The following is a 21,066-nucleotide window of genomic DNA, read 5'->3' on the forward strand; positions in this document are numbered from 1 at the left end:
CGGTAAAGGCATCTGCAGCGGCGAGCTTTTCGACGTAGAGCATCAGGTGGGCGGCGCGTTCCAGGGCTTCTTCAATGGGTACGCCGGCGTTAACGGAAAACAGCGGTGCGCTGTCCATTTGGTCGAAGGGTTGGTGAGTGGTTACAGCGGTGGATCCGTTCATAGCTACATCTCCTGTAAAAATGAAGTACCACCTCCGGTTGCGACCAAGCAAATAGGAGGCAGCTGTACGCAGGTTGGTCGACCGGTCACAGGAACCCGGCACACCCGAAGGTGTCCCGCGCACAGCTGCCATAGAGCAGGCGTAAAAACGCCTACCTCTTATAGCTGACGCTTACGCGTCCCGTAACTAGCCCGGCGACCAAACCGGATCGCTGAACATTCAGCGACGGGCAACTGTAGGCCGAGGGCGCGCGGGAAATATGTCGGCTCTGGCGGGCAGGCGCGAAAGATGGAGGCTACAAATGGGGAGCGAAACTGAGGCTCGGAAGACGTGTCCCCCCTTTCAAGGGGCAAACGGGACAGTCAAAGGCAGCCACCGGAGAGTGATGCTGATAAATGCACGCAACCGTCAGCTTTTGACAGAGGACTGTTAAAGTCTTCTAACCCAACCATTTCAAGCGCCCTGAAATTAAGCGATGCTGTTTTGGCTTGGTAGATCGCACTCAAGGTTAGGCTTTGCAGCCAGGCGTCCGCTTGCTGAGCAGTAAACGTGGACCCTGCCGAGCAAGGGGGTGTCTTTGCTTACCCCCATTCATTGGTTAGAGCCCGCGGATAAGATATCTGTGGTTGTCGTTGGGAGATCGGTTTGGCTATTACTGTTCCGGTAGATCTACGCAGTGAGGAGCGCTTGTCTCATGTGCTAAATGCCAGTGAGCGGTTGGCCATGGCAGGGTCGCTGGACGAAGTCGTGGCGGTGCTGCGCGACACGGCCCGCGCCGCTGTCGGCGCAGAGGGCATTGCGGTTGTCATTGCCCATGACGGTTGCTGTTCCTATGTAGCGGAAGATGCTGTGTCGCCGCTTTGGCAAGGCCAGACCTTTGCCGCCGACCACTGCATTTCAGGCTGGTTGATGCGTCACGGCGAGACAGTGGCGATCTCTGATGTGCGGCTGGATCCACGTATCCCGCAGGACGCCTATGCGCCGACGTTTGTCCGCAGTCTTGTCATGGTGCCCATCGGCAAGCCTGCACCGATTGCGGCGCTCGGTGCCTACTGGTCGCAGGTTCAGGACCACGATCCCGATACGATCAGGCGGCTGGAAAGCCTCGGCCGCCTGGCGACGATTGCCATTGAAAACGCACGCCTTAGCCAGGCGCGTAATCGAGCGGCTGCCCTGGGGGACGCACAAAACCGCATCCTGGAACTCGCCGTCGAAGAGACCTCCCTCTCTGTCGCGTTGGTTGCGATCGTCCGCGAGGTGGAGGCGCTGTCCACATCCCGTTTCCTGGGCGGTCTGTTGCTGCTGGACGAAGAGGATCAGCGTCTGCGGCATTGCGCAGGACCGAGCCTTCCACGCACCTACACGGATGCCCTTGAAGGCTTGCACATCGGCCCCGACAACGCCGCCAACAGCCCTATGGCGCAGCCAGGGTTCGCCGGTGATATCGCCAGTGACCCGTGCTGGGCCGGGTTCCGGGATCTCGCTAACCAACATGGCCTGCACGTGTGCTGGTCAACCCCCATTCGTTCGGCTCAGGGCGCTGTGCTCGGCCTGTATGTCATGTACCACCCTGAGCGGCGCCAGCCATTGTTGGCCGATACCGAGATCCTGGACTTCGTCGTCCATACCATCGGGCTCGTTGTGCACCGCACCCGAGTGGAGGCCGCCATTCGCACCAGTGAGGCACGCTATCGGCAGATCGTTGAGGGCGCCGAGGACTTCGCGATTATTACCTTCGACGCCCAGGGAAAGGTAACGAGTTGGAATGTCGGTGCCCAGCGCATCGTCGGCTACCGTGCCGAGGAGGTGGTGGGCCGCGTAGGCGATCTCTTCTATACCGACGCGGACCAGGCCGAGCGTGTGTTTTTTAAGGAGCTCGCCATTGCCCAGAGCCAAGGGCGCGCCGTTAACGAACGCTGGCACGTGCGCCAGAACGGTACGCCGTTCTGGGGCTCGGGGCTGATGATGCCGCTGGCCATGGACCATGGCGGCTTTGTGAAGATTTTCCGCGACCGCACCACCGAGCACGAGGCCGAATCGGCGTTGCACGAGAGCGCCGCGCGGCTACGTTTTTTTGATGAGCTCGACAGCCAGCTTTTTAATATTCGCCATGCTGAAGAGGCGATGCAGGCCGCAACCAGCTTGCTAGGGCGCACGCTCGGCGTGTCGCGTTGCGCCTATGCAGATGTCGACCTCGATAACGACCGTTTCTGGATTCGCAACGACTACACGGCGCCCGGTATTCAGAGTTCGGTGGGCACGTACAGCCTCGACCTCTTTGGCTTCAGGGCCGCAGCGGACATGCGCAGCGGCCGTACGTTAGTCGTACGTAACGTTATCGCCGAGCTTGGCGACGGTGAGGGGCGCGAGACGTTTCGCGCCATCGGCATCGACGCCATCATTTGCTGCCCGTTGGTAAAGGATGGTCGGCTGACGGCCATGATGGCGGTGCACCACAATCAGCCGCGGGACTGGTCGCACGCCGAGATTTCCCTGGTCAGGGAAGTGGTCGAGCGTTGCTGGGCGCATGTGGAACGCGTGGGCTCGGAGATGCGCCTGCGTGAAAGCGAGGAGCGACTGCGCCTTGCGGTCGACCATGCCGAGGTCGGCTTCTGGGACGTGGATATCGTCCACAACACGCTGATTTGGCCGCCACGGACCAAGGCAATATTTGGCATCTCGGCTGACGTGCCCGTCACCATGCAAGACTTCTATGAAGGGTTGCACCCCGATGATCGCCCAGCGACCACCGAGGCCTTTGCCGCGGCCGCCGACCCGCAGCGCCGCGCGCTCTACGACGTCGACTACCGCACCATTGGCAAAGAGGACGGCGTTGTTCGCTGGGTGGCGGCCAAGGGCCGAGGCGTGTTCGATGCCGCCGGCCGCTGCGTGCGCGTAACCGGCACCGCGGTGGAGATCACCGCCCGCAAAGCGGCCGAGGAAGATCTGCGCGAACTTAATGCCCACCTCGAAAGCCGTATCGCCAAGGCCATTGCCGAACGTGAAGAAGTCCAGGCGGCGCTGCGCCAGAGTCAGAAAATGGAAGCCATGGGGCAACTGACTGGCGGTGTGGCGCACGACTTCAACAACCTGCTTACCCCCATCGTCGGTACGCTTGACCTGCTGCAACGCCGGGGCGTGGGTGGCGAGCGTGAACAACGGCTGATCTGCGGCGCCTTGCAATCGGCCGATCGGGCCAAGACGTTGGTGCAGAGGCTACTGGCCTTCGCTCGCCGTCAGCCGCTTCAGGTGGTGGCGGTCGATGTAGCCAAACTGGTGAACGATATGGGCGATCTCGTGGCCAGCACCAGCGGACCGCAAATCAGGGTAGTTGTCGATGCAGCGGATGATTTGCCTGCCGCCATCGCGGATCCGAACCAGCTTGAGATGGCCCTGCTAAACCTCTCGGTAAACGCCCGCGACGCCATGCTCGAGGGCGGCACGCTGCGAATATCAGCAAGCGCGCAGCACGTCGGCGACGGCCACCGCTCCAACCTTCCGACCGGCGACTACCTATGCCTGTCGGTCGCAGACACCGGCATTGGCATGGACGCCGCCACACTCGCGCGGGCGGTGGAACCGTTCTTTTCCACCAAGGGCGTCGGCAAAGGCACCGGGCTGGGTCTCTCCATGGCCCACGGTTTGGCCTCGCAGTTAAACGGCGCGCTGACCATTCAGAGCTCGCCCGGCCTGGGCACGAATGTCGAGCTTTGGCTTGCGCGCAGCCTAAGCGAGCCGGTAGCGGAAGCGCGCGTTGTCGAGGCTCCGGAGTCTTTGCCAGCGCGTGGGGTCGCGCTGCTGGTCGACGATGAAGAACTGGTTCGCGCCAGCACCTCATACATGCTGACCGACCTGGGCTACCGCGTGATCGAGGCGGCGTCAGGCGAAGAGGCGATGCGACTATTGGACGCCGGGCAACCCTTCGACTTGCTCGTCACCGACCACCTGATGCCGGGCATAAGCGGCACCGATTTAGCCAGAGAGGTGCGCAACTCCCGGCCAGGAACGGCAATCCTCCTCGTCTCAGGCTATGCCGAACTCGAAGGCCTCGACCCCAATCTGCCACGGCTCGCCAAACCATTTCGCAAGAGCGAGCTCGCCGTCAGCCTGTCCGAACTCAGCGGCGAATCTTGAAACAGCCACAGGTTTCTGTGGCTAATCGGGTTTCGCGCATCCACCAAGGTTCGGCGCTCAGAGGCATTGACATGATTGCCTAAGGCAAGCAATTATTTGCCTTAGGCAACTATAAGGCTTCTGTTATGTCGACACTCAGCGCCGTTGATCGCGCCAGTTTTGTGCGTGCTTTTAACCGTTTTTATACCCGTCAGGTGGGGGCTCTGCAGGAGCACCTTCTCGACAGTGAGTTCTCCCTTACTGAGGCGCGCATTCTCTACGAGCTGGCCAATCAGGAGAGCTTGACCAGCACCGACCTCTGTCGCGCGCTCGACCTTAATGCCGGCTACCTGAGTCGCGTGATCAGCGGCTTTGAAACAAAAGGGCTGGTCGAGAAAAGCCGTTCTGCCCTTGATGCCCGAGCATTCCAGCTAACACTCACGGACCAGGGCAAAGCCGTTTTTGCGCCCCTCAATGAGGCTTCGCTGAACACTGTGCTCGGCATGCTCGAGCACCTGACGGACCCTCAGCAGCACCAATTGATCGAAGCCATGCGCCAGATTCAGTCACTGCTTGGCGAGAGGGAAACGAGCTATCTGCTCAGGGATCCGCAGCCTGGCGACCTGGGTTGGGTAGTGCATCAGCAGGCTGTGCTGTACGCCCGCGAATATGGCTGGAACAGTGAATTTGAAGCCTTAGTTGCCGAGATCGTTGCCACATACATCCGCAATTTCAATCCCGCATCAGACCGGTGTTGGATCGCCGAGAAAGACGGAAAAGTGGTGGGTTCAGTTTTCGTGGTCAGGCATGACGAAACGACAGCCAAGTTGCGCATGCTTTACGTCGATGCCAGTGCGCGGGGCATGGGGATTGGCCAGCGCCTGGTTGAAGAAGCCCTGCGCTTTGCGCGACTGGCCGGCTACACACGGATGGTGCTGTGGACTAACGGCGCGCTGCTAGACGCCCGCAAACTGTACCAAAAGGCCGGTTTCGAACTGGTTGAGGAAGTCAGCAGCCACAGCTTTGGCATGAGTCAGGTTGAGCAGACTTGGGCACGTGATCTGTAGCAAGCCGCCGAGGGTGGTTTTTATCGTTTTTGCGCTTCTGCAATTGACTGCTAGTGGCAGGTCCACGCGCTTAATTCCGCTCAGTAAGCGCTAGGCCCAGGCGAAAGCCCCGATCTAACCAATGTCTTAAAGCTAAGCGCCCGCAAATCGACACGGGTTGCTTTCAGGCGCTTGCTCTAAAACCCCCTGTCGCCAGCTGGCAAACGGGGCCATGCCGATACGCTCAGCGGTCAGTACTTGCCAACGGCATTGAAAAACCACCCTTGGCTGCGATAGGACAGATCCGTTAAGTCATCACTGAAGTCGCTGAAGTTGTAGCCAACCCCCGCTTTGAAGTGGTTGCCAAAGTGACGGTACACGCCCACCAGCATGCCGGTGCGGCTGTCTTCGGCGGCGAATTCGTCACGACGACGCACTTCGGCCATCAGGTCCCATTTCTTTACCACGTGCCAATCCACTCGCGCGGCGATCAACTGCCCGCGGCTGTCGAACCAGTCGGCGGAGGTGTCGCGGCTCATGCGCAGTTCGCTCAGGCGGTAGGCGTATTTACCGCCCACGCTCCAGCGTTCGTTGAGGTCGTAGATGCCGTCGATGGCAAATACGTGGCTGCGCTGGGCGTAGTCCACGGCCGTGCCGGTGGCAGTTGATACCTGATCAGGCGGCGGCAGGTCGGCGAGGTAGGTGTACTTGGTCAGCAGGTTGAGCTTGTCGTTGAACACCGGGCGATAGGCGTAGCCCAGGGACGCTTCGACGAAGTCGCCGTTGAAGTAGTCGCCGCGGTCGGAGTTGCCAACGGAGAAGTCCAGCTTGCCGATAAAGCGCCAGTCCGGGTTGACCTTGTAGCTGATGTTGTTACGCATCAGCCACACGCTGAGGTCTTGCACATCGCTGCTGTCTTCGCGGTACTCCAGGCGGCTGGCGTAGCGCAGGTCACCGTTGCTGTAGCCCACTTTGCCGCCGATGGCACGCCGTTTAAGGGCGTAGTCGGTCTCCTCGTTAAAGGTGCCGAATTCGGTGGTTACGCCGTAGCTCCAGTGGTCATCCGGGGCAAAGTCGAGGCCGTAGCCTTGAATCACGCCGGCCTGATCGCCGTGCTGCACGCGCTGTTCGGCGTATACGCTGGTGGTGTCGGTCCAGCGTGAGCGCGCTCCGGAAACAAACTGGCCGGTGCGGCCGCTGCTATCCAGACCACTGCGGCTGGCGAAACCGTCGTCGCTGCGGTCACTGTCCAATTGGTAATTGAGGTAGACATTGGTGCGGTCCGAGGCGTCGTAGCCAACCCCAGCCTTGGCGCCCAGCCCCAGGTTGCCGCCGGACAATTCGCCGTTCAGCGAGGTGCGTTCGTTAAGGCGATAGTCACCGCCAACGCCGAGGCGGTTGTTGGCCTGACGGGTGCCGTCGCGGCTCAGGGTGCCCTGCCCGAAGCCGTACACCGACCAGTCTTCCTGAGCGTGGTACAGCGCCTGGAACAAGGCATCGTTGCGCTCGCCTTCGTCGTAGTCGCCGTTGTCGTAACCGGCGTACGTGCCGGTGTACAGGTTGCGGTAGGCGCTGCCGTAGGTTTGCCGGTCGTTGCGCATACCCGCCGACAGGCGCCATGCGTCGCTGAGGTCGTAGGCCAGTTGCGCTTCAGCGGCGCGACGTGAGCGACCGCCGTCTTCTTCGGTTTCGTCGGCTTTCACCGTTACTTCGGTTTTTTCGTTCAGCGGCGCGGTATAGCTGCCGCCGACCTGATCGCTGGCCAACTCCGACAAGCGCCCTGGTGCCGAGAAACCAGCATCGCGGCTTTCGTAGTAGAAGGTGCCTTTGCCATCGGAATCCTCGACCACGTCTTTCAAGTCGAATGCGGTTTCAATCCGGTTAGCCCGAGCACGCGAGTCGGTGCCGGCCACTTGTTGGCCAAAGCCGAAACCACCGTCGTAGGAGAAACGCTGGTCGAGACTGTCGCCCTCGCTTTGCGCCGATTCCAGTTTCAGCCAGGTGCCTTCGCTGTGACGCAGCAGCAGGTCGCCGCCGCCGAGGGTCTGGTCTTCGCGCCCGGTCTGTTCCTGCATGCTGCCCGTCACGCCGACGCGCACCTTGTCATTCACCCAATACGCGGCGCGACCGCCGTAGGCCAGATCGTCGAGCTGTTCCATGCCCGGCGAGTATTCATAGCCGACCACCAAGAACACCGGATTGCCAGACAGGCTGCCACCGGAGCGGATCAAGGTGCTGCCATCGGCGGTGGCCGAAAGTGGTTGCGTGAGAATCACCCGGCCTTGCAGCGCATTCACGTCATAGTCGATGCCGGCGGCCAGGTCCTGGCTGTGCAGTACCAGCCCGGAATCCTTGTCGCGCACTTCAATGCGCACGCGCTCGCTGCCTTCGGTGAGGTCCTGATGACGCAGGTAATACAGCGAGCCACCGGTACCACGGAAGTCTTCACGGGCCGAGGCGGTGCCGGGTTCGGCGGCGAAGCCTTCGACTTGTACACGGCGCTCACCAAAAGCGGTGAAAGCATCGTCGCGGTAGCGCACTTGCGCACCGTAAAGACTGCGGTCGATCTGAGTCAGCTCGGTGTCGCGGATCTGCTCGCGGAAGTTGCCCCACATGGCATGGGACTTCTCGTCCTCGACCTTAACGTAGAACTTGCCACGGGTCGGCGCGTCTTCGATCAGCGTCGAGTCGTCGCCGAAGGTGGCCCAGCCTTTGTCGGAGTCGGAGGTCATGCGCCGCAGGAATTCACGCGGATCTTTGTCGTTGAAATTGCTGAACAGGCTGTCGGCTGGAGCCTCGCCGGTGTCTACGCTGCCAGTCACGGTGTACTTATCGTCCACCTTGCCCTTGGTGTAGAACGCCAAACGACCATCGGCGTAGAGCTTGTCATCGTAATAGCGGTCTTCCTGGGTAACTACCCGGGCCGGGCCGCTGGTGTCTTGCTGGCCGACGGTGAAATCGGCGATAGCTACGGTGAACCAGTCGTCCTGCGGCAGGCGCAGGTCGCGGCGATAGATGCGGCCTTTGCCCTGGTCATCAAGTACGGCCACTTCCACGGTGTGCAGACCACGGGGAATGATCTGCGCGCTGGCAAAGGTGCCGTTGCTGTCGACCGGCACCGGACGGCCCATAACGAACACGTGCTGACCGTCTTTCACCTGCTTGCCGTTGAGCGTGACCGTGCCGCCGGCCACCGGAATGTTGTGGCGCTGCAAGCGGTTGCCACCGTAGCCAGCCAACACGTCGGCAGCGATGTCTTCGGCTTTCTCCTTTGGCAATTGGCCACGGCTTATCGACAGCAACTGCGGGCCGGTTTCGTCGAAACGGCCTGCTTCGTCGTATACACGCAGTTGGTAATACACCTGCTCCGGCGTGCCGGCCGGTGGCGTCCAGGTGCCGTTCAGTTGCGGGTCGAGGGCCACGGTTTCGAGCAGTTGCGCCTCGCCGAACAGGCGGCGCTTACCGAGGATGCGCACCTCGGCGCGTTTGATCCAGTGCAGGTAGTTGCTGTAGCCGCTGAACGTCAGCGGCTCGCCGAGACGGGCGACCCGTGCGCCAGAAACCACATTAAGGCGTGGCTGCGCCGACAAATTGTCGAAGCGCACTTGTAGCAGGTCTTGCGCCAGGGCCACGTCGACGCAGCGTTGGCTGTCGGCGCTGCCTGGCTGAGTGCCGTCTTGCGGTTGGCCGTCGACGCTGATGCTGAACGGTGTCACCGCCGCCTTCGCCACGCTGCCAGGGGCACAGGCTTGCGGTTTGGCGGGCGTGCTGGCCACGGCTTCGTCGTACCAGATTTCCACTTCCACGCGGCGGGTGAGGGTCCACGCTTGCGGGCTGTCGCCGGTGATCAGCGGCTGGCTGGCGCCACGGCTGTCGAGCTGAATCTGCTCGGGCTTGAGCTTTAGACGCTGGCGAAATACCTCGGCCACTTCACGGGCGCGCTGCAAGCCAAGGCCCTGGTTGTCCTGGTAAATGGCCTGGCTGCGTTGCGACAACTGTTGCGGGTCTGTATGTCCGACCAGGCGCACGCGCAGGTTGCGTTTGCCCACCAGGTGGTCGAGGTGTTTTTGCAGCGCATCGCTGTCACGCTCCGGCACCGCCGAACGGCCCGAGGCGAAACGCACCACCGGCAAACCTTCACGCAGCACCACAGCGCTGACGGTTTCGTCACTGACGTTCACCACCTGATCGCGCTCGCCCAGGGCGCCGTCGAGTTGCCAGAGAATCAGTTTTTCCCGTGGCAGTTCGCGCTCGGCGTTAGCCGGTAACGCTGGCAAACCGCCCGGCGTAAACGGCCGACTCTGCAGCAACGACTCATCTTCCATCGCCCCGCGCGGCCCATGCAGGCCGCAGCCTTTGTTCAGGGTGCATTGTTTGCCATCCACTTGCTCCGCTACGGCCAGTGCCAACGGATTCAGGGTCAAGGCGGCGATGCCGCATACCCACAGATTACGCATGCTCATCGGATCACCTCCACGCTATCAGTCGCCGGTACGATTTCTTCCTCCAGTTGCAGGTCGTAACAGCAGTCGTGGGGCTCCCAATGGGCTTTGATCCAGTCCTTCACATAGTCGACACGGGCACGGGCGTCGCGCACTTCACCGTCCACCGGCATGCGGTAGGCGATACGTAGAATCGAGGGCTGGGCGTACAGCAGTGGCAGCACTTCATCGAGGCGCGCCAGGTACTGCGCGGTCAGTTTGTTTTGCGCATCGAAGGCTTCGCCGTTGAGGTCCAGACGCACCACGCGGTGCACGCTGGCGCCGAAGTTGGCTTTCACCAAACGGCCCTGGGTCATGCGCACCACACGCGGGTTCTCGGTAGTAATGCGGTAGCCGGTTGGCAGGGTGCGTTCGTCCACTTTCAGAATGAAATTGCTGCCACGCATCTCGCTCGGCACGTCGGCGCAGGCGATGTGGTAACGGCCGTATTCGTCGGTGGTAATCAGCCAGCCCTTCGGCGTGGCCAGGCGCACGCCGGGAATGCCGGGCTCGCCTTCGTCCTGATAGCCGTTGCGGTTTTTGTCGTCGAATACTTTGCCAATTAGGTCGGAGCAGTCGAATGTCGGGTCGGCCACCACACGCACGCTGGCGGTGGCGACGTTGGATACCCGCGCGTTGGCCGACAGGTTCAAAGCCCAGGTCTGGTTGACGTATTCGTTAAAGCCCACACCGGAACCGACTACCAGCAGCAGCTTGATGCTCACCACCTGGCCGCCGTTAAGGGAGCGTGCCGGCCAGCGCAGGCGCCGCCCTTCCACTTGCGGTTCTGTAGGCACGCCATCCACTTGCGCGGAGTTTTTGATGTATTTGAAACCCGGCGGAATCTGGTCTTCGATGGCGATGTTGGCCAGCGCACTGGACAGCGTGTTACGCGCGGTCAGCACATACGGCACCAGCTCGCCACGGCTGACATTGACCTTCGGCGTGTTCTTGGTCATCACAATTGCGCCGCCCAGAATTGGGTCGAGCGGAATGTGGTTGTTGATCACGTCATCGGTACTGCCACTCAGGCGCACACTCAGGTAGTACTGGGTAGTGCCGCTACCAACCGGCAGGCCGGCAGCCGCGGTTGGGCACGCCGCCGGGTTATGCGCCGGCACGCCCGGGCCTGGGGCCGTGGCGCTGTTTTGCACCAGCGTCGGCGCGCCACCGTTGCTGCCAACCAATGTGGCCTGGCACACAGGAATCAGCGCCGAGGGCTGCTGTAGGTAGCCGGCCGGTGGCGTTACTTCCAGTTGGTAATTGCCCGCAGGTGCGGTTGGCGTCAGGAAGAACTGATAGAAGCCGTCCACACCCGTGCTTTGCACGGCGCTGGCGTTACCGCCGACCAGATGCACGGCCGGGTTGAAGCCGCTGGGGCCGACGATGCGCACTACGGCGCCGCCTACCGGCTCGCGGGTGACGGCGTCGTAAACCACGCCCGACGGGTCGACCGGCAGGTTCTGCTCAACGATCTGCGCACCGCCAGTAACCACGATGTCGATGGTGCGCTTGGCCGGGTTCACCGTGCCGTTTACCGCACCGTTGGGATCTTGCGCCACAGGCGTGCCATACGGCGCACGGCTGACCGGGTGGAAGAACGACAGGCTGTAAGCGCCCGGCAGCAGGGTCAGTTGATAGGAGCCATCGTTGGCCGTGGTCGCGGTGGCGAGCACCTGACCGCCCGCATTGCGCGCTTCCACCAGCCAGCCTTCAAGGCCACGCTCGTTGGCATTTTGCTGCTCGTCGCGGCTGACCGATTCAAACCACACCTTGCCCGACACGGTGGCACTGGTGGCCGTGCCGTCGCGCTCACCGAACAGGTAGCCGACCACATCGGCACCGTTGATTTGCACGGCGTTGATGGTATCGGTGCCGGCGCCGCCAGGCGTGCCGCCGCCGCTGCCAGCGGTGTCGCGGCCGTCTTGATAAGCGGCGGGCTGCGCTTCGTTGACGCGGTAGGTGCCGTTAGGCAAACCGTCGAAATGGTAGGTGCCGTCCGCAGCCGTGACGCTGGTGCAAGCACTGAGGGGCAACAACGTGCCGCAGATGGCAGTGCCGTCCGCAGTGGTGCCCGTGAGGGTTACGGTGACGCCAGGAATGCCCTGCTCGTCCGGCTCGCGACTGCCGTTGTCGTTGTTGTCCAGGTACACCAGACCCGACAGGCTGAAGCCGGTTTCGGCGAAATCGTAGGCAGTGCCGTCTTCATCCGGCGCCACCACGATGGCGCTGATGCGGTCGCTGCCGCCGGGGTTATTGGTAGCGGTACCGCCCAGGCTGCCAGCGTGCTCGCGGCCATCGGCGAAGGTGTTCAGCGGCGCGCTGTTATTGGCTTGCTGCGTCAGGGTGTAACCGCTGGCATCGCTGGCCGGCAGGGTGAACAGATAGGCGCCATTGGCATCGGTTTGCACGGTGCAGGTGGTTTGCACGGTGCACACATCCACGCCATTCAAGGTATTGCCGGACAGGCTGATGCTCACGCCCTGAATGCCCTTCTCGCCTGCCTCGCAGATGCCGTTGTCGTTGCTGTCGACGCACACGCGGCCGGCCAGGCTGGCGCTGACCAGCTCGCCAAACAGGTAGCCGGTGGCGGCTTCTTCGCGACCCAGGGCGATGGCACGTACTTCATCGGTGCTGCCGGTTTGCACATGGGTGCCGCCAGCCGTACCCACGGTGTCGCGGCCGTCGAAGTAGCCGCTGGGCAGCACTTCGGTAACGGTGTAGCCCGCGGCGTCGGCGGAGTTCAGGTTGTCGAACAGGAAACTGCCGTTGGCGATGGTTTGCACGGTTACATCGACGGCGTTGCCGTAGGCGTCATTGCCGGTCAGGCGCACGGCGGCGTTGGTGATTGGGTTTTCACCCGCGCCAAACGCGCCGTCGTTGTTGCCGTCGACAAACACCACGCCCGCGATGCTGGACTTGATTACCCGCACGGTGCCGCAGGCGCTAACGTTGTTGCCCGATACCGGGTCGATCTGGTCGGTGGTGGCGGTGGCGCAGGTTTGCGCAGTGCCGCCGGTGGGGTAGCGAATAAAGCGGACCGGCGCGGTAACGATAGGCGTAGCGCCAGCGGTGACGGTGCCGAAGTCGCACGCCAATGCCTGACCGCTAACGGTGCAGGTGCCGCTGCTGCCATCGACAGTATTGGTCCAGGTTACTGGCGAGCCGGTGATGTATTCCATGTCAGCCGGCAGGGTGCTGCTCAGGTCTGTCTGGCCGGAGGTGCCGGGGCCGTTGTTGACCACCTCAAAGCGCCAGTCGAACGGCTCGCGTACTTCCACCGGGCCCTGGTTGGGCACGGTAATGGCGATGTCGGAACGTACGCGGATGGTGGTGGTTTCGGTGTCGACGTCGTCGGCCGGGTTGGTGTCGTTTTCGTTGGTGAACACTTGCGCGCGAGTGCTGACGGTGTAGCCACTGGTGTCCGGAATGCTCAGGGCGCGGAAGGTCAGGTAGCGGGCGATGCTGGCACCGGTCACCAGTTGCGCGTCGTTGCCGGTGAATACGCAGTTCACGGTCAGGCTTGCCGGGCCGGTGACGCTGCTGCCCACCTGGTCGCAAATGCCCAGATCGGCGCCGCCGGCGGCCGTGGCGATGCCATTGAAACGCATGGTTTTGCCGGCCGGTGGCGTCATCGAATAGCTGAAGCGCAAACCGGTGGCCAGCGACGGGCCCTGGTTGGTGATGCGCGCCAGGTAGTCGATGTCGTTGTTAGCGTTATTACCGCCGCTGGTGGGGTCGAAACCCAGCGGGTCGGGACCGGCCGGCGCGTTGTCGTTGGTGACGATCAACACGTTAAGAGCGGCATTGCTCACGCTCAGGCTGGCGCTGGCGAAGTTGGTTTGTGGGCCACGGGTGACCGAGGCATCGGTGCCGATGTCGCCGATTACGCCGGTGAGGTCCTCGGCGGTAGTGGTGCTGTACACCCGCGCCTGGTTGGTCAGCGTGGCGCTGCCTTGCGAACCGGTTTGCCAGTTGGGGCGCACCACCACGCTGATGGTGCGTTGTTCACCGGACGGCAAGGTGAAGTTACTGCACGTCAGCGTGTGAGTGCCGGCGCTGCTGTACGAGGTGTTGGCGGTCAGGCCGGAGCAGGTGCCACCACCGGTGGCGCTGGCGGAAATAAAGGTAAAGCCCGGCGCGCTGGCGCCAATCAGGAAGTCGTCTTTGACCACCACGTTCTGCGCGGTGCTTGGGCCGATGTTACGGAACGTCAGGGTGTAGGTGGCGTTGGTGCCCGCTTCCAGCGTGGTTGGCGTGACCACTTTGGAAACCATGTGCAGGTCGGCAATCGGCTGAATGCGTAAATCCACCGAGGTCACGTTATTGCTGCGGTCCGGGTCGCCCTGGCTGGTGGAATACACCGAGGCCTGGTTGGTGAAATCGCCATCATTGAGGGCGCGGGCCATCGGAATGCTGACGGTGACGGTGTCACCGGTTTTCAGCACACCGCCGTTCTGGTCACAGCTGACCAGGCCGCTGCCGTTTACGGCGCAGGCAAAGGTGGCAGTTGAACCGTTGCCGTTGCTAACCACTGATGTGACGGTGCCCACCAGCGTACCGGCGCGATAGGCCGGCAGTTGGTCGCGCACTTGCAGGTCTACCGCGTCGATGGGGTTGTTATTGCTGTCGCCGAGGTTGCGCACCACCAAGGTGTAAGTCAGGGCGTTTTCAGTGTTGAGCAAGGTGATGCGGTTGCCCGGCGCCGTGGTGGCGTTGGACGGCGTGGTCACCGATTTGGCGATGGACAGGTCTACCGAAGCGGTGGCAGCGGTGGCGGTCACCGACGCGGAAATCACACCGATGCTGTTCCACTGGCCAGGGTGAGCGATGGTGGCGGCGTTGCTCAACACCCCGGCCTGCTCGGCTCGGGTGATGATTACCAGCGGGTTGGCGTCGCTGTTACGCACAGGAATCGGCGCAGTATTGGTGCACACCACTGAGGTGCGCCCAGCGCTTGGCACGCCGGGTTGCGCTGCGCAACTCCACGGCCCGCTGGCGCTGACAAAGGTTTCTTGGTTGTCGTTAAGCACGTCGGTCAACGTCACGCTGCCGGTTTGCGCGGCGTACGGCCCTTGCACGTTGGTCACGCGCAGGGTGCTGGTCATATTGGTGCCGATGGCCACCGGGTTCGGGCTTTTGGTTTTGGTGAAAGCCAGGTCCACGGCGTTGTCTGGGCTGACCAGTAACGGACGGGTTGCCGTGTTGTTGCTCGGTATCGGATCGACTGGGCCGGCAGCGCCGCCGGTGATCACTGCGCGGTTGTCGGTGGCGCCGTTGTAGGAGGTCGGCGTGGCATCGTTTGGCGCGCTGGCCGTGACGGTAATGGTGTTGCTGCGACCGCTGGCGTAGCTGCCAGCAAACGGACAGCTCAGCAATTGTCCGCTCCAGGTACAGGCGCCCCACCCGGCCCCGCTTGGCGTGGCGGTGCCGGGGGTGAAACCGGCGGGCAACTGGAAGGTCACGTTGAGGCCGTCGGTGGCGGCACTCGGGCCAGCGTTGAGCGCGGTGAGCACGTAGGTGACGGTTTCACCCGGCTGCACTGGCGAAGGCGACGGCACGGCCTGGGTGATTTGCAGGTCGGCACCGGGGCTGACGTTAACGCTGGCGCCACTGCTGTTGTTGCTGCCATTCGGGTCGGCGGTGGCGGAACTGATGGTGCCGCTCACCGAAACATTGCCACTGGTAACCGAACCGGCGAGGCGCGTCACAAACGACAGTGCCGGGTAGGCGCTGCCCGAGGCCAGACTGGCGGCACGGGTACAGGTCAGCACCTGGCCGCTGGTGGCACAGCTCCAGCCGCTACCCGATGAACTCTGATAGCTCAGCGTGGCTGGCAAGGTGGTGGTGAATACTTGGTTGCTGGCGGCGTCGGGGCCGGCGTTGCTGCCGTTGACGCTCCAGGTGATATCGCTGCCGCCGGGGGCGCTGGCCGGGCCGGTGACCACGGCGGACAAGTCGGCGCCATTGTTGATGGTGGCACTACAGGTTTGCTGGTTGTTGGCGGTATTCGGGTCGGTGTCGCCCGAGCCCGGGCTGAACACCGCGTTACTGCTGATGCTCGGCCCGGTGGGCGCCGAGGTGCGCAGTTGCAGACTGACGGTGCCGCTGGAAGCGCCCGGCAAGCTGGGGAATGCACAGGTGACCACGCCCGGCGTGGCGCCATCATGGCTGCAACCGGTCGAGGCCGAACCGGCCATGTAGCTGGCGGTGGCGGGCAACGGAATCGTGATGGACGCCCCGCTAGCAGCCGCCGAGGAACCGTTCTCGTAGTTCAGGTCAACGGTTACCACGCCACCGCGAATGCCGGGGTTGGGGCTGGTCAAACATTGCGTCAGGCTCAAGTCGGTGGTGGCCGCCTGCGCAGTCCCCGCCAGTGCCCAGACAGTTGCCAACACGGCGCCGTATAAGCGCTTCCTGCGAATCAAACCCGACACAACGCGACTCTCCCTATGGTGCCAACTGCCCTTCTGCGCTTTGCGAAGCAAAACGCTCCTGGAGCCGCGCGGCAGATGCCGCGGCCCTGAAGGTCATTACGGTGGCGTCAAAAAAGTGCGGGGAAGATCGGCGAACGCAGCCCGGTGAACAAGCCGCGAACCGGCAACTAAACGGTGCGCGAAAACGCACGGGAGTCCGCGCCAGCAAAGGTCAGCAAGGGAAGAAAACAGCACAAGTAAATGGGCAAAGCGACGCTACGTATGGGCGCGCTTAACGCGGCTTGGCGGACGCCGACCTTTGCCAAAGCGGACGGCAAAAACCGCACGGGCAAAGGCAGCGGCGACCGGTGGCATGAACCATTTGCTCAGTAGCGGGTCCGCAGCGTCACGCCGAGGGAACGCGGGTCGCCCACCAGCACGCCGTAGTCACCGGCGCCGAGCTGGGCGTACACCGCCGTCAGGTAACGCTCATCGAACAGATTGCGCACCCACAGTTCGGCGGCCCAACTGCTGTCGTTTTCGCGCACGCCCAAGCGCAGATTGGTGATGGCGCGCGCCGGCATTTCACTGCCCGGGCCGCCTTCGAGCGTGCCTTGATAGCTGCTGCGAAAGCTGTAGTCGAGGCCAATATAGTGTTGCCAGCCGGGCAACCACGGCCGGTGATAATCCAGCCCTGCGCTAGCGCTCCAGCGCGGGGCATTGAACAGCCGTTCGCCGCCGCGATCACACACCAGTTGCGACGAGCCGGGGCTGCACGGGGCGTTCGGGAAGTCGCGGTAACGCGCATCGCTGAACGCCACACCGAGGCGCAGGTCCAGCCCTTCGGTGGCGCGCAGGGCGCCATTCAATTCCACGCCACGCAGCCGCACCTTGCCGACGTTGATCAGGTTGTTGCGAATCGGCGGCGCAAATTCATCCACCGGCGCCGAGTTCGACAAGGCTTGATAGTTATCGACATCCGTTTGATAAACCGCCAGATCGAGCGAGGCGCGCTCATTCCAGAAGCTGCGTTTCACGCCCATCTCATAGGCCGTGGCGCGCTCGGCATCAAAGGTCGGTTGCGCGCCGGGCTGAATCACTTCCAAGTTGATTCCGCCGGCCTTGTAACCCCGCGACGCACTGGCGTAGCCGAGTACCTCGTCGGTAAAACGGTAACTGGCCGCGAGTTGACCGGAGACGTTATGTTCGTCGATTTCATCGTGCCGGTAATAGGCGCCGCCCAGGGTGGTTTGCCGCAGCTGTGCGCCGCCCAACTGCGACACTGGGTCATTCCCTAACGGCGCCAAACCAGACACCGAGCGCGACAGCCAGCCACGCTTTTGCTCGCGGCTGTAACGCAGGCCCGGAGTGATGTCCAAACGCGGTGTGGCATGCCAGGTGAACTGCCCGAACAGCGCCTGACTGGTGCTGGTCTGTTCACCATCAAATGCCTGCCGCGCCCCAGCCAACAACGACGTTGGAATCATCCACGGGCGAATGCCGAGCTGTTTCACTTCCGGTCGGTCGCCGAGAAAAAACGCCGCTGCATCGCGGCCGAAACCGACGTCGATCTGCCGATTTAAATGCTGTTTGAGGTAGTACGCGCCCACAACATAATCCAGCGACTCGCCGAACGAATCGCTTAGGCGCAGCTCTTGGCTGAACTGATGGTGATCGAGTTCGGCGCCGACTTTAGCGATGTCCAGGCCGCCGCCGTCGCCATCCAGATCGGTGTTATAGCGCCAGTCGCGGTAGCCGCTGATGCTGGTCAGCGTGGCGCCGTTGCCCAGTTGCTTGTCGAGCTGCAACGTCACAGCGTTTTGCAAGGTTTGCGTGCTATTGCGCTGGTCTTGCTGCACCTCGCGCGTATAGGGGTCGACCTTCAGCGGCCGATAGCCGACGTAGGCCGAACGCTGCAGCGTTTGCTGGCTGTAATGGCTGGGCAGAAACACGTTGCTGTGTTCGTCTTGCCAGCCGTATTCACCGATCAGACGCGCGCTGAAATCGTCGCTTGGCGTCCACAGCAACTGCCCACGCAGGCCCTGGCGCTGCTGGTTGGCAAGCTCATGGCCGTCGTAGCGGTTGTCGATCAGGCCGTCGCGGCTGACGTCGAAGGCGGTCAGGCGCCCGGCCAGCACGCCATCCACCAGCGACCCGGAAAATGTGCCGCGATACTGTTCGGTGCCATGCTCGCCAAAGGTAATTTCGGCGTTGCCCTCGGGGGCAAACGTGGGCGCGCGGCTAAACACGTTCACCGCCCCTGCCGTGGTGTTTTTGCCATACAGCGTGCCTTGCGGGCCGCGCAGCACTTCGATGCGCTCAATATCGCTCAGCTCGGACACCGACATACCGGCGCGGCCCAGATACACACCATCGAGAAACACCCCGACACTGCCTTCCAGGCCATCGTTGTAGGCGCTGGAACCCAGGCCGCGAATGCCATAACTGGCGTAGCGCTGGTTGGGCACGGAAACCAGCAAGGCTGGCACCACCTGTTGAATCGCTTCCATGTCGTGCAGCGCTTCGGCGTCCAGGCGGTCGCCGTCGAGCACATTCATAGCCACCGGCACGTCATCGGCGCGTTCGTCACGGTACCGCGCGCTAACCCGTACTTCGTCCAGTTGCAGCGGCTCGCTCACCGGCGCCGATGGTGGTTTTTCCTCGGCAACCGGCACGCCGCCGGGCAGCAACAAGGCCAACAGCGCGGCGGAGGTTTTCAGGCTGAGTGTTGCGCGCCGCATCAACGTGCCAACGCCTCATGTTTCGCGCCGCTCAACCGTTCTACGCAGGCCAACAGTTCGCCGCTACCCAGCGGTTTTAGCAGCACGGCATCAAAGCGCACCGTTGCGCCCGCAGGCGGTCGGGCCGGCGATGCGGAATAGAGCAATACCGGCAGTTGCGGATAGCGCTCACGCAGCGTGGCCAGCAATGCCCAGCCGTCCATGCCCGGCATGTGCTGGTCGCAGATCATAAGGCAGTACGGCGCCTGCTTAAGCAGTTGCAGAGCGCTGGCGCCGTCGGCAGCAACGTCTACATCGAAGTTGTAGCCGGCGAGCAGGTCGAACAGGGTTTCGCGGTTATGCGCCACATCATCGACCACCAGAATGCGCCGCTCGCCGCCATCAACAGCGCCGCCATGGCCGTCGAGCAGGCCGCTTTCCAGTTCGTCCTCTGCGGCCAGCTCCAGGCTGATGTCGAACGTAAAGCGACTGCCGATGCCATCGCACGTATCGAGTTTGAGTTCCGAGCCCATGTAAAGCAGCAACTGGCTGACAATCGAAAGGCCGAGGCCGGTGCCCTGGAAATGCGCGGCGTTGCGGCCACGGCGAAACGGCAGCAGCAGGTGCTCGCGCTCGTCCGGGTGAATGCCGATGCCGGTGTCGGTCACGGCAAAACGCAGCACCGCGCTACCGGCTTCAGCGCGCAAGCACTCGACGTCAAAGCGGATCTCGCCGTTCTCGGTGAACTTGGCGGCGTTGCTGAGCAGGTTGATCAATACCTGACGCAAGCGCTGGAAGTCGGCGCGCACCAGCGGCGGCAGGTCATCGCCGAGGTGGCAGGTGAAGCGGTTGAATTGGCGCCCGGCAAGAAACGCCGCTTCCTCTTCTATCTCGCGCAGAAAACCGTAGAGGTAACCCGGCGCCAGGGTCAGTTCCATTTGCTGCAATTCGCTGCGGGAGAACTCCAGCAACTCGTCGATCATCTCCAGTTGCTGGCGGGCGTGGCGCTCGATTTTGCGCGGGTAGTCCCGCGACTCGCCGCCTTGCAGCAGCCGCGCGTAGTCAATGATGCCCACCAGCGGCGAACGCAGGTCGTGGCTGATGCGGGCCATCAGCGAACTGCGCGCCTGCAGCGATTCCCGCAACTGGCGGGTGCGCCGCTCCACTGTACTTTCCAGACGCTCGTGCTCGGCCTGACGCTGATGATCGAGGTCGCTCAGGGCGCGGTTTTCCCGGCGCCGGGTCAGGATCACTTCAGTGATCAGCGTGCACACCAACAGCACCACGCCGGGCAAGGTAGACGACAAGCTAAGGAACGCATCACGTGACTGGCCAGGCAGCACGTCGTTAAGCGAGAGCACGTAGCGCACCACAAATTGCACGGTGTAGAGCGCCGGCACTGCGTAGGCCATCCAGCGCAAACGCACACCCTGACGCCAGGCGGCGAACAGCGTGGCTGGCAGCAGCGCATAAATGCCGACGCGCACCACCCACTCGACAAACACGCGCCCGTCCGGCCGCGCCACAAACCAGTCCCAGGCATATCCGGCGAGGTACGCCGCCAACAGCACGTTGAACAGATAGCGCCATATCGCCGGCAGCCTGCGTACTTCCAGCAATAGCCGCGCATAACCCAACAGACAGATAAACGAGAGGATGCTGATCAGCGTGGTGATTTCCAGCGACCAGCGCAGCAGACTTGGCCACACCACCAGATAGCCGTTGATGACGGCGGTCAGCAGCAAGTAAAAACACACCACGCCGGCATGCGCTTGCAGCAGACGCGAGCCCAGAATCCAGCCGAGGATCAGGCTGAACGGCACAATCAGCAACACGATGCCCAGCGTCACGCCGTCGGCCAGGTACACCGACTGGCGCTGTACGAGCAACGCGTCGTCAGTCCATAGCGTGGGCGCCAGAATAAACAGCGACGGGCCGGCCACCCGCACTAGCACGACGCCCTCCTCGCCCGCTGCCAACGCCACGGGAAAACGCGGCTGCCGATCTGCCACCGGCCATTGCTCCAGCGGATAAGCGCTGCCGGCGCGCATGGCAGTGACCTCAGCGCCGCGTTGTACGAACACCTGCACATCATGCAAACGCGGGTTGCCGACAGTGAGCCAGCGC

At 62.7% G+C, this 21,066-nt stretch carries 7 protein-coding genes; 2 read left to right on the top strand and 5 right to left on the bottom strand.

The window, feature by feature from the left end:
- On the bottom strand, positions 1–295 hold a 295-nt coding region (locus AAAB16_RS12715), incomplete at its 3' end, for a DUF3077 domain-containing protein (RefSeq protein WP_340663649.1).
- 513 nt (positions 296–808) lie between these two features.
- Here AAAB16_RS12715 and AAAB16_RS12720 point away from each other — a divergent pair.
- Both AAAB16_RS12720 and AAAB16_RS12725 read left to right on the top strand, forming a co-directional pair.
- A complete protein-coding gene (locus AAAB16_RS12720; protein WP_340663650.1) occupies positions 809–4,297 on the top strand; it encodes a PAS domain S-box protein in 3,489 nt (1,162 codons plus the stop codon).
- Positions 4,298–4,422: 125 nt separating this feature from the next.
- Positions 4,423–5,343: a bifunctional helix-turn-helix transcriptional regulator/GNAT family N-acetyltransferase gene (locus tag AAAB16_RS12725; RefSeq protein WP_340663651.1), complete on the top strand. Its 921-nt coding sequence runs from the start codon at positions 4,423–4,425 to the stop codon at positions 5,341–5,343.
- 230 nt (positions 5,344–5,573) lie between these two features.
- On the opposite strand, the gene AAAB16_RS12730 is transcribed toward AAAB16_RS12725, so the two are convergent.
- The 4 genes from AAAB16_RS12730 to AAAB16_RS12745 all read right to left on the bottom strand — a co-directional run.
- Positions 5,574–9,785 (bottom strand): OmpA family protein, encoded by a 4,212-nt coding sequence (locus tag AAAB16_RS12730; protein ID WP_340663652.1) that lies wholly within the window; start codon positions 9,783–9,785, stop codon positions 5,574–5,576.
- Positions 9,782–16,240 carry an SdrD B-like domain-containing protein gene (locus tag AAAB16_RS12735; RefSeq protein WP_340663653.1) on the bottom strand — a complete coding sequence of 2,153 codons (6,459 nt, stop codon included), beginning with the start codon at positions 16,238–16,240 and terminating at the stop codon, positions 9,782–9,784. Before AAAB16_RS12735 ends, AAAB16_RS12730 begins: the two co-directional genes overlap by 4 nt.
- 365 nt (positions 16,241–16,605) lie before the next feature.
- Entirely contained in the window at positions 16,606–18,960 is a 2,355-nt protein-coding gene (locus tag AAAB16_RS12740) for a TonB-dependent receptor (protein WP_340663654.1), read from the bottom strand.
- Positions 18,960–21,066, bottom strand: a 2,107-nt coding sequence (locus AAAB16_RS12745; RefSeq protein ID WP_340663655.1) for an ATP-binding protein, incomplete at its 5' end; no start/stop codon positions are given. The genes AAAB16_RS12745 and AAAB16_RS12740, both read right to left, overlap by 1 nt.

The sequence above is a fragment of the Pseudomonas sp. genome (genome assembly GCF_037994325.1).
Taxonomy (GTDB): Bacteria; Pseudomonadota; Gammaproteobacteria; order Pseudomonadales; family Pseudomonadaceae; genus Aquipseudomonas.